Origin of the sequence: Kribbella sp. CA-293567 (assembly GCF_027627575.1) — a bacterium.
In the GTDB taxonomy this organism is placed as follows: domain Bacteria; phylum Actinomycetota; class Actinomycetes; order Propionibacteriales; family Kribbellaceae; genus Kribbella.
The window spans coordinates 7,397,381-7,420,673 of the sequence record NZ_CP114065.1; the positions used below are offsets into that span (position 1 = coordinate 7,397,381).

Annotated in this window: 21 protein-coding genes and 1 pseudogene; 6 read left to right on the forward strand and 16 right to left on the reverse strand. The window is 68.9% G+C overall.

Features of this window, described 5'->3' with window-relative positions:
- Positions 1–3 precede the first annotated feature (3 nt).
- From OX958_RS34305 to OX958_RS34330, 6 genes are all read right to left on the reverse strand, one after another.
- A complete protein-coding gene (locus OX958_RS34305; RefSeq protein ID WP_270134523.1) occupies positions 4–792 on the reverse strand; it encodes a hypothetical protein in 789 nt (262 codons plus the stop codon).
- Between the two features lies 1 nt (position 793).
- Positions 794–2,119 (reverse strand): glycosyltransferase, encoded by a 1,326-nt coding sequence (locus OX958_RS34310; protein WP_270134525.1) that lies wholly within the window; start codon positions 2,117–2,119, stop codon positions 794–796.
- Positions 2,116–3,210, reverse strand: a complete 1,095-nt coding sequence (locus OX958_RS34315; protein ID WP_270134526.1) for a glycosyltransferase — start codon at positions 3,208–3,210, stop codon at positions 2,116–2,118. Before OX958_RS34315 ends, OX958_RS34310 begins: the two co-directional genes overlap by 4 nt.
- 2 nt (positions 3,211–3,212) lie before the next feature.
- Positions 3,213–3,998: an ABC transporter ATP-binding protein gene (locus tag OX958_RS34320; protein WP_270134527.1), complete on the reverse strand. Its 786-nt coding sequence runs from the start codon at positions 3,996–3,998 to the stop codon at positions 3,213–3,215.
- 16 nt (positions 3,999–4,014) lie between these two features.
- Positions 4,015–4,881 carry an ABC transporter permease gene (locus OX958_RS34325; protein ID WP_270134528.1) on the reverse strand — a complete coding sequence of 289 codons (867 nt, stop codon included), beginning with the start codon at positions 4,879–4,881 and terminating at the stop codon, positions 4,015–4,017.
- A gap of 354 nt (positions 4,882–5,235) precedes the next feature.
- Entirely contained in the window at positions 5,236–5,595 is a 360-nt protein-coding gene (locus tag OX958_RS34330) for a hypothetical protein (protein WP_270134529.1), read from the reverse strand.
- A gap of 400 nt (positions 5,596–5,995) precedes the next feature.
- Here OX958_RS34330 and OX958_RS34335 point away from each other — a divergent pair, with 400 nt between their 5' ends.
- Positions 5,996–6,988 (forward strand): helix-turn-helix domain-containing protein, encoded by a 993-nt coding sequence (locus OX958_RS34335; protein WP_270134531.1) that lies wholly within the window; start codon positions 5,996–5,998, stop codon positions 6,986–6,988.
- Between the two features lie 54 nt (positions 6,989–7,042).
- On the opposite strand, the gene OX958_RS34340 is transcribed toward OX958_RS34335, so the two are convergent.
- Both OX958_RS34340 and OX958_RS34345 read right to left on the reverse strand, forming a co-directional pair.
- Entirely contained in the window at positions 7,043–8,146 is a 1,104-nt protein-coding gene (locus OX958_RS34340) for an aspartate-semialdehyde dehydrogenase (protein ID WP_270134533.1), read from the reverse strand.
- The gene (locus OX958_RS34345; protein WP_270134534.1) at positions 8,143–9,411 is read right to left on the reverse strand and encodes an aspartate kinase; all 1,269 of its coding nucleotides are present in this window, start codon (positions 9,409–9,411) and stop codon (positions 8,143–8,145) included. Before OX958_RS34345 ends, OX958_RS34340 begins: the two co-directional genes overlap by 4 nt.
- A 258-nt stretch (positions 9,412–9,669) precedes the next feature.
- Here OX958_RS34345 and OX958_RS34350 point away from each other — a divergent pair, with 258 nt between their 5' ends.
- Both OX958_RS34350 and OX958_RS34355 read left to right on the forward strand, forming a co-directional pair.
- Complete coding sequence (locus OX958_RS34350; protein WP_270134535.1) at positions 9,670–10,014, forward strand: ArsR/SmtB family transcription factor; 345 nt, start codon at positions 9,670–9,672, stop codon at positions 10,012–10,014.
- 115 nt (positions 10,015–10,129) lie between these two features.
- The gene (locus OX958_RS34355) at positions 10,130–10,528 is read left to right on the forward strand and encodes a dihydrofolate reductase family protein (protein ID WP_270134537.1); all 399 of its coding nucleotides are present in this window, start codon (positions 10,130–10,132) and stop codon (positions 10,526–10,528) included.
- On the opposite strand, the gene OX958_RS34360 is transcribed toward OX958_RS34355, so the two are convergent.
- On the reverse strand, positions 10,513–11,748 hold the full coding sequence (locus tag OX958_RS34360) for an MFS transporter (protein WP_270134538.1): 1,236 nt from the start codon (positions 11,746–11,748) through the stop codon (positions 10,513–10,515). The genes OX958_RS34355 and OX958_RS34360 overlap by 16 nt on opposite strands.
- A gap of 80 nt (positions 11,749–11,828) precedes the next feature.
- On the opposite strand from OX958_RS34360, the gene dinB reads away from it, so the two are divergent.
- Entirely contained in the window at positions 11,829–13,028 is a 1,200-nt protein-coding gene (dinB, locus tag OX958_RS34365) for a DNA polymerase IV (protein ID WP_270134540.1), read from the forward strand.
- 3 nt (positions 13,029–13,031) lie between these two features.
- Here the strand turns inward: dinB and OX958_RS34370 are convergent, their stop codons facing one another.
- Positions 13,032–13,688: a hypothetical protein gene (locus OX958_RS34370; RefSeq protein ID WP_270134542.1), complete on the reverse strand. Its 657-nt coding sequence runs from the start codon at positions 13,686–13,688 to the stop codon at positions 13,032–13,034.
- 151 nt (positions 13,689–13,839) lie between these two features.
- Between OX958_RS34370 and OX958_RS35455 the strand changes: the two are divergent.
- Positions 13,840–14,379, forward strand: a pseudogene (locus tag OX958_RS35455) (hypothetical protein); the annotation flags it as partial.
- A gap of 272 nt (positions 14,380–14,651) precedes the next feature.
- Here OX958_RS35455 and OX958_RS34375 read toward each other — a convergent pair.
- Together OX958_RS34375 and OX958_RS34380 are read right to left on the reverse strand one after the other, a co-directional pair.
- A complete protein-coding gene (locus OX958_RS34375; protein WP_270134543.1) occupies positions 14,652–16,313 on the reverse strand; it encodes a catalase in 1,662 nt (553 codons plus the stop codon).
- The gene (locus OX958_RS34380; protein ID WP_270134544.1) at positions 16,310–16,801 is read right to left on the reverse strand and encodes a Fur family transcriptional regulator; all 492 of its coding nucleotides are present in this window, start codon (positions 16,799–16,801) and stop codon (positions 16,310–16,312) included. Before OX958_RS34380 ends, OX958_RS34375 begins: the two co-directional genes overlap by 4 nt.
- 74 nt (positions 16,802–16,875) lie before the next feature.
- Here OX958_RS34380 and OX958_RS34385 point away from each other — a divergent pair, with 74 nt between their 5' ends.
- Positions 16,876–17,274, forward strand: coding sequence for an ankyrin repeat domain-containing protein (locus OX958_RS34385; protein WP_270134546.1), 399 nt, complete (start codon positions 16,876–16,878; stop codon positions 17,272–17,274).
- 67 nt (positions 17,275–17,341) lie between these two features.
- On the opposite strand, the gene OX958_RS34390 is transcribed toward OX958_RS34385, so the two are convergent.
- The 4 genes from OX958_RS34390 to OX958_RS34405 form a co-directional block, all read right to left on the reverse strand.
- Complete coding sequence (locus tag OX958_RS34390; RefSeq protein ID WP_270134548.1) at positions 17,342–17,986, reverse strand: DUF5063 domain-containing protein; 645 nt, start codon at positions 17,984–17,986, stop codon at positions 17,342–17,344.
- Positions 17,979–18,578: a recombination mediator RecR gene (gene recR, locus OX958_RS34395; protein WP_270134549.1), complete on the reverse strand. Its 600-nt coding sequence runs from the start codon at positions 18,576–18,578 to the stop codon at positions 17,979–17,981. The genes OX958_RS34390 and recR overlap by 8 nt, the downstream gene beginning before the upstream one ends.
- A gap of 1 nt (position 18,579) precedes the next feature.
- Complete coding sequence (locus tag OX958_RS35300; RefSeq protein WP_333486467.1) at positions 18,580–19,050, reverse strand: YbaB/EbfC family nucleoid-associated protein; 471 nt, start codon at positions 19,048–19,050, stop codon at positions 18,580–18,582.
- A gap of 966 nt (positions 19,051–20,016) precedes the next feature.
- On the reverse strand, positions 20,017–23,277 hold the full coding sequence (locus tag OX958_RS34405) for a DNA polymerase III subunit gamma and tau (protein WP_270134550.1): 3,261 nt from the start codon (positions 23,275–23,277) through the stop codon (positions 20,017–20,019).
- Positions 23,278–23,293: the final 16 nt, after the last annotated feature.

The window sequence follows — 23,293 nt, forward strand, 5'->3', positions numbered from 1 at the left end:
TCGTCACTCCTGCCCCGCTCCGACCATCCGGTCGAGCTCACGGCGGGCGGCGGGCAGGCCGAGCACGACCGGCGTGCCCGGCTTGCGCTGACCGACCTGCCAGCCGGCCCAGACGGAACCACCGTCGAGTGCGATCACGACATCGGCCTGGTCGATCGTGGTCATCACGTCGGCGCGGCCGAGGATCCGGTTCCAGTACGTCTTGGCCAGGGTGTCGGCCTTGCGGTTCTGGGTCAGCTTCTTCATCGGCGCCGATTTTTTGATTGCCGTCGGCAACACCTTGACGCCGGCCCGGCGCAGTCGCCGGGCCCGCCACTGAACCGCCTTGACGACCCGCTTGGCTCCGGTCGGCCGCGGCTTGGCGGCCGGCTTCGGAGCCGGCTTGGCCGTGTTGATCGCCTCGGCCGCCGCCACCGGCTCGTCGCCTTCGGCGACCGCGTCATCGGCGGCTTCGGTCGCCTCGGCGACCTCGTCGGCCTCCGTGGCAGTGGACTCCACCGCGCTCTCGTCGACGACAGCCTCGGGGGCAGGCGCCTTGGCCGACTCGGCGACCGCGACCGGCACCTCCTCGGCGTCGACGACGGGGACGGCCTGGACGACCGGGGCTTCCGCGACCGGCATCCGGCCGGGGCCGATCAGGGTGAAGGTGTTGACCAGGCCGTCGACCGGACCGGCCGGGGGGACCCAGGCGACCACGTCGAGGGCGAGGTCGTCGCGGCCACCGAGGTCGGCGCGGACGGTGTCGAAGTACGACGGGGGAAGCCGCCGGGTGCTCAGGAGTACGACCTTCATGTCAGACCACCGCCCCAACGCGCTCGGCCAATGCCTGGATCCGCGGATCCATCTGCAGGTCACGCCGGTAGGAGGCGCCGAACTCGCGCGCCTTCGCCCGGATCCCCTCGTCCGCGGTCCGCGCGGCGCGGGCCGCCTCGATCAGCGCTTCCGCGATCGTCTCGGGGTTCTCGACGTCCTTCACCGGGAACCACAGCGGATGCCCACGCAGTACGTCGGACGCCGCGTTCATCGGGTCGTGCACCGAGACGATCGGCAGACCGGTGGCGAGGTACTCGAAGACCTTGCCGCTGGTGACGTAGCGGCCCTTGCCCAGCATCAGCAGCTGGACGTCGAACTCGTCGTAGGCCTTGGCGATCTCCGCCTTGCCGACCGGGCCCTCGTAGCTGACCCCGTCCTCGGCGGCCGCGTTCAGGATGCCGAGCATGTCGGCGCGCGGCTGGGCGTAGTACCCGAGGTAGCCGTGGATCTTCACCTTGGCGTCGCGCAGGTCCTCGGACTGCTCCTTGGCCAGCTGCCAGCCCTTGACGAAGTCGGCCAGCGGGACCTTCGGCGACACCGTGCCGACGTAGCCGAAGACCAGCGGCCGATCGGTCACCGGGCCGCGGTCCTGGGTCGACGGCACCAGGTCGGGATCGAACCCGTTGGCGACGGTGTGCATCTTGCCCGCGTGCTCGGGGTAGAGGTCCTTGTGCCAGTCGAGGATCGGGTCGTTGACGAACCAGACCTCCCGCGCGGAGTTGACCAGCTTGCGCTCCCAGCGGGCGGCGCGGCTGTTCGGCTCGTGCAGGCGGTCACCGCTGAAGACGTCCAGCAGCCACGCGTCGCGGTAGTCCATCACGTAGGGCACGCCGGACTTCTTGAACAGGTGGTACGCCGCCGCGAAGGTGACGTGCGGGTTCGCGGTCGCGACCGTCAGGTCCACCTTGTTCGCCTGGTGGATCTCCTCGGCGGCCTTCTCGATCGTGCTGCGCCACGGGCCGTACCCCGTTTCCGGGAACGGGATCTGGTCGCGCTTGGTGCGCCACTTGGCCCACAGCTTCGGGTTGGCCGCCCGGGACTTCGACCAGTTGCGCAGGTCGGCCTCGAGGATCGGCCACTCGAACGGCACCCGGACCACCTCGACGTCGGGGTGGATCCGCTCTTCCAGGGTCAGGTCGGCGCCGGTGAACCGGTGGAAGGTCTCCCGGTCCGCGGTCAGCACGGTGACCTTCCAGCCCTGTTCGGCAAAACGGTTCGCCGTCGCGAGCGCGCGATAGACGCCACCGCCTCGGCAGGGCGGGTAGCCCCAGCAGACGTACAGCATGTGTGGGCGGGCCTGGTTCATGCACTTCCTCGCAGCAGGTCTTGGATGGCTTCGGCCATTTCGTCGTACGGCGTCGTGGCGGGCAGGTGGTCGGCGGCCCACCGGAGTGCGCGGTCGCGCAGCTTCTCCAGCTCCCCTGGGTCGTCCGACCAGCGGCGCAACGTCTCCGCGGCCTCGGCGACGGTGTCGATCAGGACACCACCACCGGATTCCTCGATGATCCTCGTCTGACGGGGCAACCTGGTGGAGACCACCGGAAGTCCGCTGGCGAGGTACTCGTAGATCTTGGAGGGCATCGCCTCGATGAACGCCGGGGTCGGCTGGAGCAGCGCCAGGCTGGCCCAGGCTCCCTCGGCGATCCGCCAGGCGTCGGCCGGTGGCTGCCGGCCGTGCAGCCGGATCCGGCCCGCGACATCGGGCCGCTCGATCCGGCGTTCGAGCTCGTCGCGATCGGCACCGGCCACCGGCCCGATCAGATCGAGCGACCAGCCCGGCGCGGCCGCGATGGTCTCGACCATGTCGAACAGTCCCCGGCTGACCCGCAGGTCGCCGACGTAGACCACCCGCGGCTCCCCCGCCGGCGGTGCCGGGGCCAGAAAAGCCGCGACCGGCTGGTTGGTGACAACCATCCGGTGCTTGGCCTGGTGTGGCGAGAGGTGGGAATCAGCGACGACGGTGAGGTCGGCTCCGGCGGCCAGCCGGGTGCTCAGGGCCACCATCAGCCGGGCGGGCAGCCCCACCGGGCCTCTGGCCCAGGCCCGGTCGCGAAGCAGCCGGCCGTAGTCCTCGTGCACGTCGGCCACCATCTTGCGGCGGCGGAGCGCGGTCACCAGCCGGGTGATCGGGATCATGTCCGGATCGACGGTCACCACCACCTTGGCGCTGGTGCGCCAGGGCAGGACGGCGGTGCGGGCCAGCCGCTGGACCAGGCTGCCCCGGTTGCGAGCGTGGACGGCGGCCCCGGCCGGACCTCCGGCCGGGTCGCCCAGACCCCACAGCTCGACGTTCAGACCCCGCTTCTGCAGGGCTGCGGTGATCTTGTGCAGCCGCGCGTCGGCGACGTCGTGGCCGGACGTGATGATGCCCACGTCCGGCCCGGGGGTGGATCGCATCGTCAGAAGTCCTCGAGAGTGGCTGCGCTCTTCGCGTTCACCTGCAGGAACTTGGTGTAGGCGGCGATCACCTCGTCGGGGGTACCGCGCATCATCAGCTTGCCGTGGTCCAGCCAGATGCAGTCGTCACACAGGTCCTTGACGCTGCTCATCGCGTGGCTGACCAGGAACATCGTCCGGCTGTTGGTGACGAGTTCCTTCATCTTGTTCGACGCCTTCTGCTTGAAGGACGCGTCACCGGCCGACAGTGCCTCGTCGATCAGCAGGATGTCGGGATCCATGTGCACGGCCACCGAGAAGGCCAGCCGGCTGAACATGCCGGACGAGTACGTCCGCATCGGCATCTCCATGAAGTCGCCCAGCTCGGCGAACGCGGCGATCTCCTCGTACCGCTCCTGGATCGCCTTGCGGCTCAGGCCGGCCGCGAGACCACCGAGGACGACGTTCTCCTTGCCCGACAGGGCGGCGTTGAAGCCGACGCCCAGCGACAGCAGCGTGCTGACCCGGCCGTGCACCTCGATCCGGCCGGTGGTCGGCGGCAGGATGCCGGCCAGCGACCGCATCAGCGTCGACTTGCCGGCACCGTTGGCGCCGATGATGCCGATCGTGGTGCCGTGATCGACGTCGAAGGAGACGTTCTGGACCGCCTTGACCTCGCGGACCGCGCGCTCGCCGCGGCCGAGCCGGACCAGGGCGCTCTTGAAGGTCGGCACCCGCTCGAACGTCGTCCGGTAGGTGATCGAGACGTCCTGGACCTTGACCGCCGGAGCGGTTGAATTGTTTGACATCGACTTCTTCTCGGCCTCAGAGACGGACAACGAACTCACGCTCCCTCGACATGAAGAACAACGAGCCGATCAGCACCGCGGCCAACGCCCAGACCACCGCCCCGATCCACATCTTGATGTCCGGGACCTGCCCGCGGACGAGCAGGTCGGTCCAGCCACCGATCAGGGAGTACAGCGGGTTGAACTGGATGAAGCTCTGGAACTTGGGCGGCGCCTGCTCGGCGAACCAGAGCACGGGCGACAGGTAGAGCCAGATCCGGACGAAGTACGGCAGGAAGCTGGTGGTGTCGCGGAAGTACACCTGCAGGGCGGCGAAGATCATTCCCATCCCGGCCGCGAAGATCGTCAGCAGGATCAGGAAGACCGGCGCGAGCAGCATCGCCCAGTGCAGCGGCTGGCGCATCAGCAGGTGGATGGCGAGGTAGACGCCCATCGTCGGCAGGAACCGGAAGAACGAGGTCCGCAGCGCGGACAACGGCAGCAGCATCCGCGGGAACGACATGTTCATCAGCAGCTTGCCGCCACCGACCACGCTGGACGCGCCGGCCGTCATCGCACCGGAGAAGTAGTAGAAGGCGAACAGCCCACCGCACATGTGAGCGAACCGGGCCGCGCCGTCGTCCTGTGAGTTCGCGCCCGCGATGATCTCCACCAGCAGGTAGTACACGCCCGCCAGTAGCAGCGGGTTGAGGACCAGCCAGATCTGACCGAAGAAGGTGTTGGTGTTGGCTGCCCGGATGCCGGTCCGGGACATCTCAGCGGCGAACTCCCGCCGCTCCCACAGCGCCTTGAAGTACGGGCGGAGCGGCGGCAGGCCCACCTTGTGCGGTTCGTACACATGCACCGACGGGTTGAACTCCTCGTCGACGCGAGTCGCGTTCATTCAGGCGACGCCTCTCTGGGGACGGTCGTAGTCATCGAAATCCGAACGGGGTCCGCACTTCGCCTAATAGGTCCGACCACCGCTGGATCGATTTTGTTCGACGGTGGCCACGGTCCACGGCGACGGGGCCACGCAAACCGGAAGCAGAGTAGCGGATTGGCGTCGGGACCGACGACACAGCGTGCCTCCTGGGTGAGCAGCGACGCACAGACGGCTACCGAACGTCGCGACCGACCGGAGAAGTCACCTCCGCCGATCGTTATCCGGAATATACATTTGACACCTCATGCGAAGCCAATCAACGTACCCCGGCGCAGCGGTGAGGTGTAATCGACGCGACAGATTCAACGTCGCTCAGAAGATATGGCTGACCAGCCGGTACGCCGGAACCGCTGCCAGCAGGCGCGTTCGCGGGCTCGCGTTGCTGCCGGTGGGATCCACCCAGGGCTCGACGGTCAGCGGTCGCTGAACGGCGCCGGTCTCGGCACCACCCGCCGTGGACAGCCTCACCATCCACGGAAGCTCGCCTGGCACCGCATGGATCCCACCGGCGCCCCGGGGGCCCTTACCGGCCTGGGCGGCAGAGTCTCTTCCCAGCCGGGCGCGGGCACGCGCCGAGTGCACCGGCACGATGACCAGGGCGGCGGTCATCGCACCACGACCGAAGGCCCGGCGATGATGCCTGGGCAGAACCTCACGCAGTTGCTGCGACATGGGGTCTCCTCCTCATCGGCCTCACGATGGAGTTGCACAGTTTGTACACCCTCCGGCACAGCCGGTGATGGCACGGGAGTGCGAGGGCACCGATGCGCCGGGATCGAGACCCAACCGAAACGGCGTTCGCTGACGGGAAAGCGAACTGGGGCCAGAATTGGAACAGCAGCCCGGCGGCGCTCAGGTGGTCCGTCGCCGGGCTGCTGGACCTCAATTCTCGCTCACAACTGCGCGGAAATGGTGGCCAGATGGTGACACGGCACAAGAATGCTGACAGAACAACAATTATGGCGCGACGCAGTTGCCGGGATACGGACAGTGCCGGGACGATTTCCCAGATCGTTCTAGGCTGGAGCGGCGGTAGCGCACAGTGAGCGCGCTCGGGAGGGAGGGGAGAGTCATGAGCTCGACCGACACGGAGCGTGCCGACCACCTACGGGTGCTCGGTCTCAGCGACGACGAGATCCGGGTCTACCAGCACCTGTTGCGGACCGGTCCGTCCTCGATCGAGGAGCTGGACGCGGCGGTCACCGGCCGGGCGGCGGGGATCGACGCGACCCTCGGCGGCCTGGTCCAGGCGGGGCTGGCCCGGCGGTCCGGGTCGGACCACTCCAGGTTCCTCCCGGTGCCCCCGGACGCCGGCCTGGAGGCGCTGACGCTGCGCCGGGAGTCGGAGCTCAAGCAGGCCAGGATCGAGGTCCTGAACGCGTACGACGAGTTCCGCCGGACCGTGCACAACGAGTCGACCACGCACCTGATCGAGGTGGTCACCGGCAGCGCGATCGTCGAGCGGATCCACCAGATCAAGGGCAGCGCGCAACGCGAGATCCTGGCCATCGACACCCCGCCGTACTACCTGGGCGCGGGCCCCAACCAGGAGGAGATCGAGCAGCTCCGCCGCGGTGTCGCGTACCGGATCGTGTACTCGCCGGAGTCCGTCGAGGTGCCCGGCTACCTGACCGAGAACATCCTGCCCTGCGTGGAGGCCGGTGAGCAGGCCCGGGTACTGCCCGACGTACCGGCCAAGCTGACCATCATCGACGGGTCGATCGCCTTCGTGTCGATGTCGGTGCGCGACACCGACGTGAACCGGTCGCTGCTGATCATCCGGCCGAGCAGTCTGCTCACCGCCCTGATCGGGATGTTCGAGCTCTGCTGGCGCAACGCCCTGCCGCTGCACGCCTCGGTCGGGGCCGAGGACGACCGGCTGGAGCCGATCGAGCGACGCCTGCTGGCCCTGCTGGCGACAGGGGCAGCGGACGACACGATCGCCCGGACGCTGGGGATCAGCCGCCGGACCTTCTTCCGCTACCTCGAGCGCCTGATGAACCGCACCGGCGCCACCACCCGGTTCCAGCTGGCTCTGCACGCCGCCCGGGAGAACTGGCTCTGACCGAACGCGCAAGGGCCCTGGACGCGATGTCCAGGGTCCTTGCGCGTTCTCGGGTCAGTGCGCCGCGGTGAACTCCTTGGCGACGACCTCGGCGATCTGCGCGGTGTTCAGGGCCGCGCCCTTGCGCAGGTTGTCGCCGCAGACGAACAGCTCCAGTGCCTGCGGGTCGTCCAGCGACCGGCGGATCCGGCCGACCCAGGTCGGGTCGGTACCGACCACGTCGGCCGGGGTCGGGAACTCCCCCTCGGCCGGGTTGTCGAAGACCAGCACGCCCGGCGCGTCCCGCAGGACCTCGCGGGCCTCGTCGACGTCGACCTCCTGGCTGAAGCGAGCGTGCACCGACAACGAGTGGGTGGTGATGACCGGCACCCGTACACAGGTCGCGGAGACCTTCAGGTCGGGCAGGTTGAGGATCTTGCGGGACTCGTTGCGGACCTTCAGCTCCTCCGAGGACCAGCCGTCGTCCTTGAGCGAACCGGCCCACGGGACGACGTTCATCGCCAGCGGCGCCGGGAACGGCCCGAGCGCGTTGCCGATCACCCGGCGGACGTCACCCGGCGTGGTGCCGAGCTCGCGGTTGCCGGCCACCTTCATCAGCTGGTCGTAGAGCGCGTCGATGCCTTCCTGCCCGGCCCCCGAAGCCGCCTGGTACGACGCGACGACGAGCTGCTCGAGCTCGTAGCGGTGGTGCAGCGCGCCCATCGCGACGATCATCGACAGCGTGGTGCAGTTGGGGTTGGAGATGATCCCCTTGGGCCGGTTGCGGGCCGCCTCGGCGTTCACCTCGGGCACCACCAGCGGCACGTCGGGGTCCATCCGGAAGGCGCCGGAGTTGTCCACCACGACGGCACCCTTGGAGGCCGCGATCGGGGCCCAGTGCGCCGACACCTCGTCCGGTACGTCGAACATCGCGACGTCGACCCCGTCGAAGGCGTCGGCGCTGATCGCGACGACCTCGACCTCCTCGCCGCGGACCTTCAGCCGTTTGCCCGCGGAGCGCTCGGATGCGATCAGCCGGATCTCGCCCCAGACGTTCTGGCGGGTCGAGAGCAGGGTCAGCATCACCGTGCCGACGGCGCCGGTGGCACCGACGACCGCCAGGGTCGGCAGGCCCGTCCGGTCTTCGGTCTGATCGTAGGCAGCGCTCACAGGGGTCACCGTCCAGTTCCTCCGTACACGACAGCTTGGGTGTGCTCGTCGTCCAGGTCGAATGCAGTGTGCGCCGCCGTGACCGCCGCGTCTACAGCGTTCTCGTCGACGACCACCGAGATCCGGATCTCGGAGGTCGAGATCATCTCGATGTTGACGCCGGCGTCGGCCAGCGCGGAGAAGAACTTCGCCGAGACCCCGGGGTGCGAACGCATCCCGACGCCGATCACCGAGACCTTGCCGATCTGGTCGTCGTACAGCAGTTGCTCATAGCCGACCTCGTCCTTCATCCGGGCCAGCGCGGACATCGCCCGGGAGCCGTCGGAGCGCGGCAGCGTGAAGGAGATGTCGGTCCGGTTGGTGGCGACCGCGGACACATTCTGGACGATCATGTCGATGTTGGTCTCGGCGTTGGCCACCGTCTCGAAGATCCGGGCCGCCTCACCCGGCTTGTCGGGCACGCCGACCACGGTGATCTTGGCCTCGCTGCGGTCGTGGGCCACGCCGGAGATGATCGCCTGTTCCATGTTCTGAATTTCCTTCGCATCGACGACCCAGGTGCCTTCCTTCTGCGAGAAGGAGGAACGCACGTGGACGGGGACGTTGTAGCGCCGCGCGTACTCCACGCAACGCAGGTGCAGGACCTTGGCGCCGCAGGCGGCCATCTCGAGCATCTCCTCGTAGGAGATCTTCGGGATCTGCTGCGCGGCCGGCACGATCCGCGGATCCGCGGTGAAGATGCCGTCCACGTCGGTGTAGATCTCGCAGTAGTCCGCCTCGAGCGCGGCGGCCAGCGCGACCGCGGTGGTGTCGGAGGCGCCGCGGCCCATCGTGGTGACGTCCTTGGTGTCCTGCGCGACGCCCTGGAAGCCGGCCACGATCGCGACGTGACCCTCCGCCAGCGCCTCTTCCAGCCGGCCCGGCGTGATGTCGATGATGCGGGCGTTGCCGTGCCGGGAGGTGGTGATCACGCCGGCCTGCGAGCCGGTGAACGAGCGGGCCTCGTAGCCCAGGTTGGCGATCGCCATCGCCAGCAGGGCCGCGGAGATCCGCTCTCCCGAGGTGAGCAGCATGTCCAGCTCCCGCGGCGGCGGCAGTGGTGAGACCTGTTTGGCCAGGTCCATCAGTTCGTCGGTGGTGTCGCCCATCGCGGAGATCACCACCACGACGTCGTTCCCGGCCTTCTTCGTGGCGACGATCCGTTGGGCGACGCGCTTGATGCAATCGGCGTCAGCGACCGAAGAACCGCCGTACTTGTGCACGACGCGTCCCACAGAGTCTCCTCACAGCTTGAATCCCCAGTAGCGAGCACTGGTTGCGGTACGCCGTGCGGCACTGCACCGGGCGTAGTCGTTCGGCCTCATTCTAGCCGTGATCTTCTCGTTAGCTACGGGGCGACCATCGACTGGTCCCCCCGTTCGGCAGGACGCCGGGAGGCCGGGAGGAACACCAGCCGAGCCCGTCGGAAGCCGCAGACCTTGCCGCTGAACGGACCACTTGCTTATATAAGTGACGCCTGAAACACTGAGGGTGTGCATGCCTTCGACATCCTCGGCGATCCGGTCCGGCGGCGGATCCTGGACCTGCTCGCCGACGGTGAGCTGCCGGCCGGCCGGATCGCGGCCACCATCGGCGAGGAGTTCGGCATCAGTCAGCCGGCGGTGTCCCAGCATCTGCGGGTACTGCGCGACAACGGCTTCGCCACCGTCACCGTCGACGGCACCCGCCGCCTCTACGCGGTCGACCCCGGCCCGCTGCGCGAGATCGACGCCTGGCTCGACCGGTACCGCAAGTTCTGGACCCATCGTCTGGACGCCCTGGAGACCGAACTGCGCCGTGGCCGCCGGGCCGCCCGGACCGAAACCGGCGACGCCTGAGCTTCGCCGTACCGGAGTCTTGACTATCACTTGCGGCCTTTCGGCAACCTTCCGGGTGCTTTCGGACATTACTGACTGACAGAGCTTTTCGCGGTCACCGGTGGGGAGCAGCAGGATGAGGAAGATCATCGCCGTTCTGGACGCCTCGATCGACGGCGTCGCCGAGACGCCGCGCGAGTGGCCGGTGACCGAGGCGGCCGTGGACGCGGCGCTGGCGATCACGGACACCGCGCTGATCGACCGGGAGACGTTCGAGGCGATCGCCGCCGGGCCTCCCGGACTGAAAGGGCTCCGCAAACTGGTGGTCTCCCAGACCTTGGCCAGCGCCGCCGCGGTGGAGAACTCCGAAGTGATCGGCGGCAGCCACCCACTGCGGACCCTGGCCGCTCTGAAAGAGGTCCCGGGCAAGGACCTGGTCGTCCTCGGCAGCGCCGCACTCCTGCAGTCGCTGCTCGGGGCCGGACTGCTCGACGAACTGCAACTACTGAAACCCGCCGCCTACCGGACTTCCTGAATCACCGGCTCCGGCGCCGGCTGGAGGGCCGCCGAGTCGTCGGTATCGGCCGGGCGATGCGGCGGAACGTGCAGGAGCGACAACGCCGCCGCTATCGTGAGCGCCGCGGCCATCACCCAGACGTAGCGAACGCCGAAGGCCTCGACCACCACGCCCGCGAGTGCCGAACCGATCGCGCCGCCGGCCATGCCGGCACTTCCCATCCAGCCGAACACCTCGGTCTTGACCGAGTCCGGAGTCATCGCGCCGAGCCGCTCGTAGAGCGCGCCGACCATCGGGGCGAGCGCGAGACCGGCCAGGAACGACGCGATTCCCAGCGACACCGGCGACCAGGTCGCGAAGGCGCAGAGCACCATGCCGGCCGAGACCAGTACCGCGCGCCGCCAGACGTACGACTTGCGACGACCCGGCAGCGCACCGACGATCACGCCGCCCAGCAGGCTGCCGATCGCCCAGACCGTCTCCAGTACGCCGGCGATCAGGCGATTGCCGTGCTCGTCCGCAAAGGCCACGATTCCGAGCGAGACGGAGGCGAAAGCCGTGACACAGAAGGCGAAAGAGAGGATCATCGGCAACCGGTACCGATGCCAGAGGAGTTGCCGGGCCGTCAGCCGCGCGCCGGTCGACTCGTCGTGCGGGACCGCCGGAAGTTGCCGCAGCCCGAACCACCAGACCGAGATCGCGGCCATCACGGCCGCTCCCAGTACGCCGGCCCGCGGGCTGGCGAAGCTGACCACCAGCGCGCCCAGCATCGGGCCGATCGCGAACAGCACTTCCTGCGCGGTCGCGTCGAGCGCATAGACGGCACGCAGCCGTGAGCCCTGGACGAGCCGCGGCCACGCGGCACGGAGCGTCGCGGTGACCGGCGAGACGACCGCACCGGCGAGCGCGGATACCACCGGCATCAGCCGGTACCAGTCCGCCGGCAGCAAGGCGAGCGCGGCCATCGCCACCGACCACGCCATTCCCGTGCAGATCACGACGCCCCGGCCGCCGCGCCGGTCCGCCAGCCGCGACCAGATCGGCCCACCGACCGCCATGCCGACCGAGTAGGTGCCGGCCACCACGCCGGCCCAGCCGAAGTTGCCCGCGGCATCCTTCGCCAGGAACGAGACCGGCACCAGCGCCGCGATCACCGGGATCCGGGCGAGGACCGCCGAGGTCAGCAGGACGAAGACGCCCTGCGTCCGCCAGAGCGCGCGATAAGCCGACAGGTCCATAACCAGCATTCTGTCCTGTCTGGTTGGCCCGGCGCCTCCGGAATTCTCCCTATTCACCACGCCTGAGAGTATGCGAACATATGTTCGTGCCTGACGGCGAAGCGACCATTCTGCATGCCGACCTGGACGCCTTCTACGCGTCGGTCGAGCAGCGGGACGACCCACGCCTGCGCGGCCGCCCGGTGATCGTCGGCGCCGGCGTCGTGCTCGCCTGCAGCTATGAGGCGAAGGCCTTCGGGGTCCGGACCGCGATGAACGGCGGCCAAGCCTTTCGCCGGTGCCCGCAGGCGATCGTGGTGCAGCCGCGGATGTCGGCGTACTCCGAGGCGAGCAAGGCCGTCTTCGCCGTCTTCGCCAACACAACCCCACTGGTCGAAGGCCTGTCGATCGACGAGGCGTTCCTCGACGTCGGCGGGCTGCGCAAGATCGCCGGGACACCGGTCGAGATCGCCCAGCGGCTGCGTTCCGCCGTGCTGACCGAGGTCGGATTGCCGATCACGGTCGGGGTGGCCCGGACGAAGTTCCTGGCCAAGGTGGCCAGCGGGGTCGCCAAGCCGGACGGGCTGTTGCTCGTCCCGCCCGAGCGAGAGCTGGAGTTCCTGCACCCGCTGGCGGTGGAGCGGCTCTGGGGCGTCGGCGCGGTCACGGCCGAGAAGTTGCGCACCCGGGGACTGACCACGGTCGGGGACGTCGCGGCCCTGCCTGAGGCGGCCTTGGTCGCGATGCTCGGCCGGGCGTCAGGGCGGCACCTGCACGCTCTGGCCCACAACCGGGACCCGCGGCCGATCGAGGTCGGCGTACGGCGCCGGTCGATCGGGTCGCAACGCGCGCTCGGGCGTTCACCGAAGTCGGCCGAGACGCTGGACGCCATCCTGGCCGGACTGGTCGATCGGGTCACCCGGCGGATGAGATCGGCGGGGCGGTCCGGGCGGACGGTCACCCTGCGGCTGCGTTTCGACGACTTCAGCCGGGTCACCCGCTCACATACGTTGCCCCAGGCAACAGGTCAGACGCGCGCGATCCTGGTCACCGCGCGGGCGTTGATGGCGACGGCGCGACCGCTGATCGAGAAGCAGGGCATCACCCTGGTCGGCATTTCGGTCGGCAACCTGGAGAACGAGGCGAGCGTGCAACTGGCACTGCCCTTCGACAAGGCCGCGAACAACGAACTCGACTCGGCACTGGACGGCGTTCGGAACCGGTTCGGCAGCAACGCCATCACTCGCGGCGTCCTGCTCGGGCGCGACCAGGGGCTGACGGTGCCGATGCTGCCGGACTGACCGTCAGGACCGCGGGTAGCCGATCTCGATGATGTCGTCCTTGAGGTCCTTGAGCATCACCTCGGGATTCAGCGCGGTGACGACCTCCTCGGTGAGTGGCATCAGGGCGTAGACGTGATGAACGGCCGCGAGCTCCAGCGGGACCTCGTAGTACTCCTCGGCGAAGGTCAGGTACGCCTCCGGGCGCCCGTCGGCGAGCAACTCGAAGAGCCAGTCGGCGCCATCCTTGCCCACCCCTTCGACCGGTCCGCACTGCCAGCGGTCGTCCGTGGGCGTGCGCCAGAAGCAGACGGTCACCGATCGGCGGCCCTGCTCGTCGGTGAGGGCCGGCTCGTCCAGGGTCGGCGCGAGCTCGTCGGGAACCCCGATGAAGAGTCCGGGCCAGGTCTGGTGATCCGGATGCTGCCAGGGTGAGATCGGTGACTCGTGCGCGAACCCCTGGGCGATCACGCCGTCGGGCGAGAAGACGATCGTGTAGTCGTCGCCGGTGCCGCTCCGCATCAACGCCGCCTCGTCAATCGGGGACCACTGCGCGTCGAAGCTGTAGATCCGGTACTCCGGGGCCGGGCTGAGCACGGCGTCCAGCATCGCGAGCGCGCGACTGGTCCGGCGGACCCGTTCGATGTCGGGCAGCCGGCCGAGCAGTTCGTAGACGGACATCCGGATATTCAACCGGTTCGGGTCTGCGGTCGCGAGTCCGGTCACGCCAACTGTGGACAACTCCGCCGTACCGGGAATATCCATTGCCGTTCCAACGCTCACTCGTCCAAGACGACCGGTCATTTTCACTGCTCGAAAGGGATGACAGCTGATGTCCGCCGCGAAAGTCTTTCCGCTGAACCTGTTCGGGATCGCCTTCGGTCTGTCCGGCCTGGCCGGCACCTGGACCGCGGCCGGCGAGAAGCTGCACCTGGATCCAAGCGTGGGCAACATGTTCTGGATCGTCGCTGCCGTCGTCTGGCTGGTCAGCCTGACCCGCTATCTGCTCGGTGCCCGGACGGCGCGGCAGGTGCTCGAAGACCTCGGCCATCCGGTGCTGGGCCCGTTCGCCGCACTGGTCCCGGTGACCGGGATGCTGCTCGGCGCACGGCTGAGCCACTACGCTCCCACGGCCGGCGAGACCGTCGTACTGGTCATGTTCGCGGTGACCATCGTGATCGCGACGTTGTTCCTGCGACGGCTGATGGTCGGCGGCCTGGACTTCGATCGGCTGCACCCGGGCTACCTGCTGCCGACGGTCGCCGCAGGTCTGATCGGTGGTCAGAGCCTGACGACGGTCGGTCTGCGGGAGCTGGGGGTCGCATCCTTCGCGGTCGGCATCCTGATGTGGCTGCTGCTCGGCGCCGTACTGACCGCGCGGCTCGCGTTCCGGGAGCCGCTGCCCGCGGCCCTGGTGCCGACGATCGCGATTCACGACGGCCGCCAGCGGTACCTACCTGATTCACTGGCTGACCGCATCGGGAGTCGCCCTCGGTGGCCTGTGGACGATCGTCGTTCTCGCTGCCGTCACCCTGGTGATCGGCTGGATCGCTGTGAACTCGATCCGCTGGGTAGTGACGAATCGCCGCGCGACCGTGACCCGGCGGCCCCGGACGCGCGGCGATCTCCTGCACCGCTCGGAAGCTACCGCTCGACCGTGACCCGCTTGTTGGGCACGCAGTGGGTCATGGTCAGCCCACTGACGTCACGCGGCCCGTTCTTGCCGAGGTTGGCCAGCCGGTCCAGTTCCTCGTCGGTCAGCGACTGCGTCGCGAGCGGCTCGAGCTGGCTGACGTCGTCCGGGCTGATCCCGAGACCGTCACCGACGCGCAGGCCCAGTTCGTCCTCGGCCATCAGGAAGTGCCACACCATCCGCTCCTGGATCGGCCGGTCGCACTGGCTGAGTGCGTCCACCAGGTTGGCGACCAGGTCGTCGCGCTCCCACTGCTCCGACAGCAGGTACCGCTCACCGGCCTGCTTGTAGTCGTTGGTCCGCGGGATCCGCTGACGGGTCAACCGGCCGCTGATCTCCGGTCCCTGGACGTCGTGGGTCGGGTACTCCGCCTCGGTCAGGCCGCCGAGGATCGAAGGCTCGTAGTTGACGTGTGGGTTCTGGCCTTCGCCGAGGTCGACGCCGTACGCCATCTGACCGTCGCGCTGGTTGGTGGCGACCTTCTTTTTCGGCGCGTTGACCGGCAGCTGCAGGTAGTTCGGGCCGACCCGGTAGCGCTGGGTGTCGGAGTAGCTGAACGTCCGGCCGACCAGCATCTTGTCGTCGGAGAAGTCCAGGCCGTCGACCAGTACGCCGGTGCCGAAGGCGATCTGCTCGTTCTCGGCGAAGAAGTTCTCCGGCACCCGGTTCAGCACCATCGTGCCGACGGAGTGCAGCGGGAACTGCTCCTCCGGCCAGACCTTGGTGTCGTCCAGCGGGTCGAAGTCCAGCTCCGGGTGCTCGTGGTCGTCCATCATCTGCACCGACAGCTCCCACTCGGGATAGTCGCCGCGCTCGATCGCCTGGTAGAGGTCGCGGGTGTGCGACCCGAGGTCGGTCGCCTGGACGTTCGCCGCGTCCTCCGCGGTGTAGGACTCGACCCCCTGCTTGGGCAGCCAGTGGTACTTGATCAGCTTGGTCTCACCCTGGGCGTTGACCCACTTGTAGGTGTTGACCCCGAAGCCCTGCTGATGGCGGTAGCTGGCCGGGATCCCTCGTGGGCTGAAGACCAGCGTGACCATGTGCAGCGCCTCGGGCGTCTGGCTGAGGAAGTCGAAGGCCCGGTTCGGGTCCTGCCGCTCGAAGGTGACCGGGTCCGGCTTCTGCGAGTGGATGAAGTCGGGGAACTTGATCGCGTCGCGGATGAAGAAGACGCCCAGGTTGTTGCCGACCAGGTCCCAGTTGCCGTCCTCGGTGTACAGCTTCACGGCGAAGCCCCGCGGGTCCCGGGCCACTTCGGAGGAATCCCGGCCCCCGGCGACGGTGGAGAAGCGGATCGCCAGGTCGGTGCGCTTGCCCGGCTCCTGGAACAGCTTGGCCCGGGTGAAGACCGAGGCGGGCTGGTCGCCGACCTTGCCGGAGGCCTCAAAGTACCCGAAAGCGGTGGCGCCGCGCGCGTGCACGACACGCTCGGGGATCCGCTCCCGGTCGAAGTGGCTGATCTTCTCCAGGAACTGGTAGTTCTCCAGCGTCGCCGGGCCACGGGCGCCGATCGTGCGCTGGTTCTGGTTGTCGTAGACCGGGTGCCCCTGCCGGTTCGTCAGGACGGGGCGCTCGGCGCCGGCTTCCGGCTGCTGGGAGGACGCGGTGGTCATTGGGAGCCCTTTCGTGGCGTCGGTAGCTGGTGCTCGGTTGTCGTACGGCCATGGGCCGGCTGTTGGTCGGCGCAAGTGGGGCAGAGACCCCAGAAGAGGACCTCGGCTTCCTCCACCCGGTACCCCGCCGCGCTCGCGGGCAACAGACAGGGCGCAGCGCCGACGACACAGTCGACGTCGGTCGTCAGCCCGCACTGGCGGCAGGTCAGGTGATGGTGGTTGTCGCCGACCCGGCTCTCGTACCGGGCCGGATGACCGGCCGGCTGGATCCGCCGGACCACTCCGGCTGCAGTCAGCGCGTCGAGGCAGTCGTAGACCGCCTGCGTGGACAGTGAGCCCAGCCGGGCGCGCGCGTGCTCCGCCACCTCGGCGACAGTGAGGTGGTCGTGACCGGAGCCGGCTTGGTCGAGGACCTCCAGGACGGCGATCCGCGGCTTCGTCAGGCGCAGACCGGCGGCCCGCAAACGAGTGATGGCCGATTCGGACATACCCCTATCGCAACGACTTGTCTTGAATCAGTCAAGTCTTAGCGCGTCGTCCCGGGTCGACCTACGATCGGGGCATGGCCGAAGCACTGACCGAAGCCGAACTGGACTACCTGCGCTCGCTCTTCGACCTGGCCCGCGACGGCAGGTCGGCCGAGCTGGCCGCGGCGGTCGACGCCGGCGTACCGGTGAACCTGACCAACGGAGCAGGTGACTCGTTGCTTATTTTGGCGGCGTACCACGATCATCCGGAGACGGTGGCAGCTCTGCTCAGCCGGGGAGCCGACACCGCGCGCGTCAACGATCGCGGGCAGACCGCGCTGGCCGCTGCCGTCTTCCGGCAGTCGACGGACAGCGTGACGCAACTGCTCGACGCCGGTGCCGATCCGGCCCTCGGGCCCAAGTCGGCACTCGACATCGCGCGGTTCTTCGAACTTCCCGAGATGCTGGCTCTACTGAGCCGCCCGCCGGGTTGAGCGGCGGACGGCCTGGGTCAGCTGGACAACGGCCGGCCGGCCGAGCGTCCCGGGAGCTGAGGCCTGGTCAGCGGCGCTGGACGACTTCCTCGGCGACCTCGACCAGCTCGCGGTCGTTGGCCTCGGTCTCGGGGTCGTGGGCCGGCTCCAGCCGGTCGTGCGCGATCAGGGACTGGACGGCCCGCAGTACGGCGCTCGCCGCGGCCCCCCAGGTGGAGACGTAGGAGAACTGCCACCACCACAGCGCCTCGATGACGCGACCCTCTTCGTAGTGCGCGAGTCCGTGCACCAGATCGGTCGCGATCGCCGTCAGGTCGTCGGAGAGCCGGTTGACGGTGATCTCCGGCGGAGCGGCGTACGGGTCGAAGACCTCGGCGTACTCGTCCAGGCCCTCGAACAGGACCGCCAGCCGGGCGCGCATCGCGTCGAGATCCGGATCCGGCCCCGCGTCGCTCTCGAACCGCTCCTCGGGAACGAAGTCCTCGAAGGCACCCAGCCGCCCGCCGGCCAGCAGCAACTGGCTGACCTCGAGCAGCAGGTACGGCAGCGAGGCGAGTCCCTCGTCGACACCGTCCTCGTCGGGTTGCGCGGCGATGTCGCGCACGGAGATGAGGAAGCTCTGCACCTGGTCGGCGATCTGTTCGGCGAATTCCAGCAGGTCCTCGGAATCCGTCGCCAAAGCGCGCTCAGCAATATCGGTTGATTCAGTCATCGATCGATCGTCGCCCTTCAAACGCCCGTCCGAGTGTGACCTCGTCGGCGTACTCGAGGTCACCGCCTACTGGAAGTCCACTAGCCAAACGGGTGACGCGCAACCCCATGGGCCGGAGCAACCGGCTCAGATAGGTCGCTGTCGCCTCACCCTCCAGGTTGGGATCGGTGGCCAGAATGATCTCGGTCACCTCTCCGCTGGCCAGCCGCTGCATCAGTTCCCTGATCCGCAGCTCGTCCGGCCCGATCCCCTCGATCGGCGAGATCGCGCCGCCGAGGACGTGATAGCGACCCCGGAACTCGCGGGTCCGTTCGATCGCCACGACGTCCTTGGCCTCTTCGACCACGCAGATCAGCGCGAGGTCGCGACGCGAGTCGCGGCAGATCCGGCACTGCGTCTCCTCGGAGACGTTGCCGCAGATCTCACAGAACTTGACCTTCTCCTTCACCTGCACCAGCACGTGCGCGAGCCGGCGGACGTCGGTCTCGTCGGCCGACAACAGGTGGAAGGCGATCCGTTGCGCGGACTTCGGACCGACGCCGGGAAGCCGGCCGAGCTCGTCGATCAGGTCCTGGACGGCGCCTTCGTACACGTCAGCCCTGGATCTGACCGGGTGAACCGGTCGCGTCCGGCTTGCCGAAACCGATGCCCGGCTTCGTCGTGCTGTCGTCCTGGACCGGCTCGTCGCTCGGGCCACCGCCGCCGAACATGCCACCGAGGTCGGGCAGACCGCCACCGCCGAGCCCACCGGCCAGCGGACCCATCGCGTTGGCCGCGACCTGCTTGGCGTTCTCCGAGGCGTCGCGAACCGCGGCGACGATCAGATCGGCCAGTGTCTCGGTGTCGTCGGGATCGACCGCCTGCGGCTTGATCGTCAGGCTGAGCAGCTCACCGGTGCCGGACACGAGCGCGGTCACCAGCCCACCGCCGGCACTCCCCTCGACCTCCTGGCTCTCCAGGCTGGCCTGAGCCTCCATCAACTGGCTCTGCATCGCCTGCGCCTGGGCCAGCAGGTTGGACATGTCGAAGCCACCAGCACCTTGCGAGCCGCCACCGTCGAACACCGCGATCTCCCGTCCGAACTGCTTGCCAGTTCCACTTGCTCCCCGAGCCTAGCCGGTCCCCCGGACAACCCACCGCGCCGGGAGCACCCAACCGGAAACCGATAAGTCTCCCAAGCCTTCTCCACAAGTTGTGGACACCTTTATCCACAGGCTGTGGAGAACCCGGTACCGCGGGCAACGGTTGCCGCTTGGGTGCTATCCACCGGTAAGCACACTGCTGTGGATGAACCGGGTCGAACCTGTGAATTCCCGAGCTGTTCATCGCGTGGCCGCCCGAGGCGCCGGGGGGATCGACTCAATCCTGCTGGCTGAGGTGCTGCGGAACTCGACGTCTTGGCGCCAGGGCCGCTGAGGCACCGGCGAGCTTGACCCACTCCGTGACTGCCGAAAGCTCTGGGGAGCTCGACGCTCTATGTGGTCCCTGAGGCGCTGCGGAGCCCGACTCGCTCCGTGGCTGCGAGGCGCCGGGAGCTTGACGTCTCGGCGTCGGGGCCGTCTGAGGCACCGGAAAGCTCCACTCAACCCGTGGCCGCCGAAGCGCTGCGGAGCTCAACGTCTTGGCCCCAGAGCCGCCTGGGCCGCCGGGGAGCTCGACTCTGCCCGAGGCGCTGCGGAGCCCCACTCACTCGGTGGCTGCGAGGCGCCGGGGAGCTCGGCGCCTTGGCGTCGGGGCCAGGAACTGCTGGAGGCCGCATCGCGCCGATCGCCGCGTGCAGCGAGCGCCTTGCTGGTCAGCAACACCGAACTTGCCGGCGATCTTCGCGGCTGGCGGTAGCTGACGGGCTGCCCCGCTCGGCCGTCTCCCGGACGACGGCCTCGGTCGCGTGAGCGGTGACTTGCGAGCGCGCCGACCCCAGCACCCATGCCGCCGTCGATCAGCGCAAGACCATCGGCGGTGCGGTGCTCAACGGGGGCAAGCGCCAGTTCGGCGTACCGGGGTAGGTGTGGTTCGAGTCGGGAGCGAGCTCAGTTGGGCTCTTCGCTGATGATCTGAGCGCCGAGAGTTTCGGCGAGGAGGTCTGTGTGGCTGCGCGAATCTTCTTCGAGGACGAGGTCGTCGTCGCCGATCGCCTCGGCCTCTTCCTCCGGCGTCAACGGCACCTCGACAACCTGCACCTGCGACGCACGGCGACTCTGCTCGGCCGCGACCGCAGCCTCCGCGGCACGACGCTTGCTGGCTGTCTGCTCCCGGGGTCCCCCAGCGGGCGACTTGGGATTCGCCGCCGGCGCGGGCGGGCCGCCGGCCTGCTGATCCGACTGCAGGCCCGATTGAATGGGCACCCCCCCGTTCTGTACGCCGACCGCCTCCGCACCTTCCGGCGCTCGTACCGCGGTCCCGGTCCCCGATGCCTGCGCGGTGGCCTGAGCATTTCCGACACCGGCGGTCGGGTAAGCGTCTGCCCCTGTGGATGCGGCGCCCGACGATGCGGAACTCGAACCCGGCGCGATGCCAGAGCCCGAAGATCCATCCGAACCCGCTGGCGCGATGCCTGAGCCCGATGCCTCCGAACCCGACGGCGCGACGCCAGGCGATCCAACTCCTGAACCCGACGACGCGCCCCCAGAAGCTGATGAGGCATCCCAAGAACCCGAAGCCCCAGCGCCCAAACCTGTGGGCTCAGCGCCTCCACTCACATCCCCGGCACCCAGGCCTGCGGGCTCACCCGCCCCGGAGGGTGCACCCGACGGGCTAGCGCCCGGGCCGGGGTGGCCGCCTGACGGGCCGGCGGCCCAACCGGGGTCGCCGCCTGACGGGCCGAAGGCCGAACCAAAGCCGGAGGGCCCACCCGACGCGCCTGCACCCAGACCGGAAGACCCACCTGACGGACCAGCATCCAGACCGGTGGACCCACCTGATGGGCCTTGCCCCGGACCCGAGGAAGCAGCGCCCGTCCCCGAAGGACCAACGCCTTGACCCGACGACGCAGACCCCGAGGCCCCGCCCGAACCGAACGCCCCAGGCCCCGAAGCCCCGCCTTGCCCAGACGGGTATTGAGAACCAGCGTCACTCACCGGCGCACCGCTACCAGCCGCACCGGGCGAGTCCCAGGACGACGACGACGCGCTTGGCGGCACAGCCGCGGCCGGAGCGACCGCGCTCGGGTCGCTGGACGGGTCGACGACGGCTTCGACGCGGCGGTTGAGGCCGATCGTGGCGATCATCGCCTCGCGGAGAATCTCGTCGCTGCCGGACCGTGCGAAGCTCTCGCGGGCTCCGGCGTTCACCAGCCCGAGCGTGAGGGTCTGCTCGTCGATCGCGATGACCTGGGCGTTCTGGCTCAGCATGATCCAGGCGAACCGGCGCTTAGCCTTCACCGCCTCGAGAATCTGCGGCCAAAGCCGGCGCACGTCGATCAGCCCGACCGACCCCGACGAAGTACCGGCTACGGCCGGCCCAGAACCGCGAGCCGGAGCAGGCGCCGGCGCAGCTTGAGCAGGCGCCGCAGGTGAGCCGGTAGTAGATGAGCTGCTCGAAACAGGCGGGTTCACGGACGCTGCCGCCTGACCACCCGAAGAGGAGGCCGCAGGCTCCGCACCCCAGGCCCCCGAGCGAGAGCCGGAATTGTTCACCACTGCAGGCGCAGCAGCGTCCTGCCCAGAAGCACCCGCCGGTACTGCGGACTGCGAGTCCCCAGCCGCTCCCGGCTTCGAAGCCCCGTCCTGCGCACCGTCCGACGCGACGTGCCCCGCGCCACCAGCTTGATCCGCAGCATTGGGTTGACCCGACGCCTGACTCTGTCCGGGCGCTTCGCCCTGTCCGCTGCCCAACCCGGCCGCAGCGCCTTGTGCACTTGACCCTTGACCAGAAGCCGAAGACCCACCTTGGCTTGCCGCACTACCGTGACCGTCGGCCTGCCCCGGCCCACCGACTGACCCCGAGGGCTGGGAGGCGACCGCAATCGGCTGTGCGTAGGCAGCCGCCTGAGCACCGCCAGGCGCAGTACCGGCTGCTTGATCCGGGCTGACGTGGTTCGCCGCGCCGGCGGCGGGCGCAGTACCGGCTGGGTTGTAGTCGACGCCTACCGCCGGGGCGGGCGCAGTACCGGCGGCTCCACCCGTGATGGTGAGGCGGCGCTCCATCCGGTCGAGGCGGGCTTGGATGCCGTTGGTCGAGTCGTCGGCGCCAGGCAGCAGGACCTTGGCGCAGATCAGCTCGAGCTGCAGCCGAGGAGCCGTCGCGCCACGCATCTCCAGCAATCCGGCCGCGACGATGTCTGCCGCCCTGGTCAGCTCCGCAGGGCCGATGCCCGCGGCCTGCGTCTGCAGTCGCTCGCCCTGGTCCTCGGCGGCCTCGATCAGCCCGGAGGCGACCGCATTCGGCACCGCGGACAAGATCACCAGGTCGCGGAGCCGGCGCAGCAGATCTTCGGCGAAGCGCTTCGGGTCCTGCCCGGTCTCGATCACCTTCTCGATCGTCTCGAAGACGGCGCGGCTGTCGTGCGCCGCAAACCCGTCCACGCAGCCATCGAGCAGCGAGTCCGGCGTGAAGCCGAGCAGCTGCACGGCGAGCCGATACGTCACGCCTTCCTCGTCGGCACCACCGATCAACTGGTCGAGCACGCTCAGTGAGTCACGCACCGATCCGGCACCGGCGCGGACCACCAACGGCAGCGCGGCCGGCTCGATCGTGACGCCCTCGGCCGTGCACAGGGTCGACATGTAGTCGGCCAGCGCCTTCGGCGGGACCAGCCGGAACGGGTAGTGGTGGGTCCGGGACCGGATCGTGCCGATCACCTTCTCCGGCTCCGTCGTCGCGAAGATGAACTTCAGGTGCGGCGGCGGCTCCTCGACCAGCTTCAGCAGGGCGTTGAAGCCCTGCGTGGTGACCATGTGCGCCTCGTCGATGATGTAGATCTTGTAGCGGCTCTCGACCGGCGCGAAGAAGGCCCGCTCGCGCAGGTCGCGCGCGTCGTCGACACCACCGTGCGAGGCGGCGTCGATCTCGATCACGTCGATGCTGCCGGGCCCGCCGCGGGCGAGGTCCGTGCAGGACTTGCAGACGCCGCACGGCTCGGCGACCGGGCCCTGCTCGCAGTTGATCGCGCGGGCCAGGATCCGGGCGCTGGTGGTCTTGCCGCAGCCGCGTGGACCGGAGAACAGGTAGGCGTGGTTCACCCGGTTGTTGCTCAGCGCGTTCCGCAGCGGAACGGTGACATGGTCCTGCCCGATCACCTCGGAGAAGGTCTCCGGGCGATACCGGCGATACAACGCAAGGGGTGCTTCCACGACGGCAACCCTAGCG

What these genes read in the sequence shown, in the direction of transcription:
- OX958_RS34305 (WP_270134523.1), bottom strand. Translation starts at nt 792, where the DNA reads ATGAAGGTCGTACTCCTGAGCACCCGGCGGCTTCCCCCGTCGTACTTC.
- OX958_RS34310 (WP_270134525.1), bottom strand. Translation starts at nt 2,119, where the DNA reads ATGAACCAGGCCCGCCCACACATGCTGTACGTCTGCTGGGGCTACCCG.
- OX958_RS34315 (WP_270134526.1), bottom strand. Translation starts at nt 3,210, where the DNA reads ATGCGATCCACCCCCGGGCCGGACGTGGGCATCATCACGTCCGGCCAC.
- OX958_RS34320 (WP_270134527.1), bottom strand. Translation starts at nt 3,998, where the DNA reads ATGTCAAACAATTCAACCGCTCCGGCGGTCAAGGTCCAGGACGTCTCG.
- OX958_RS34325 (WP_270134528.1), bottom strand. Translation starts at nt 4,881, where the DNA reads ATGAACGCGACTCGCGTCGACGAGGAGTTCAACCCGTCGGTGCATGTG.
- OX958_RS34330 (WP_270134529.1), bottom strand. Translation starts at nt 5,595, where the DNA reads ATGTCGCAGCAACTGCGTGAGGTTCTGCCCAGGCATCATCGCCGGGCC.
- OX958_RS34335 (WP_270134531.1), top strand. Translation starts at nt 5,996, where the DNA reads ATGAGCTCGACCGACACGGAGCGTGCCGACCACCTACGGGTGCTCGGT.
- OX958_RS34355 (WP_270134537.1), top strand. Translation starts at nt 10,130, where the DNA reads ATGAGGAAGATCATCGCCGTTCTGGACGCCTCGATCGACGGCGTCGCC.
- OX958_RS34360 (WP_270134538.1), bottom strand. Translation starts at nt 11,748, where the DNA reads ATGGACCTGTCGGCTTATCGCGCGCTCTGGCGGACGCAGGGCGTCTTC.
- dinB (WP_270134540.1), top strand. Translation starts at nt 11,829, where the DNA reads ATGTTCGTGCCTGACGGCGAAGCGACCATTCTGCATGCCGACCTGGAC.
- OX958_RS34370 (WP_270134542.1), bottom strand. Translation starts at nt 13,688, where the DNA reads ATGTCCGTCTACGAACTGCTCGGCCGGCTGCCCGACATCGAACGGGTC.
- OX958_RS34375 (WP_270134543.1), bottom strand. Translation starts at nt 16,313, where the DNA reads ATGACCACCGCGTCCTCCCAGCAGCCGGAAGCCGGCGCCGAGCGCCCC.
- OX958_RS34380 (WP_270134544.1), bottom strand. Translation starts at nt 16,801, where the DNA reads ATGTCCGAATCGGCCATCACTCGTTTGCGGGCCGCCGGTCTGCGCCTG.
- OX958_RS34385 (WP_270134546.1), top strand. Translation starts at nt 16,876, where the DNA reads ATGGCCGAAGCACTGACCGAAGCCGAACTGGACTACCTGCGCTCGCTC.
- OX958_RS34390 (WP_270134548.1), bottom strand. Translation starts at nt 17,986, where the DNA reads ATGACTGAATCAACCGATATTGCTGAGCGCGCTTTGGCGACGGATTCC.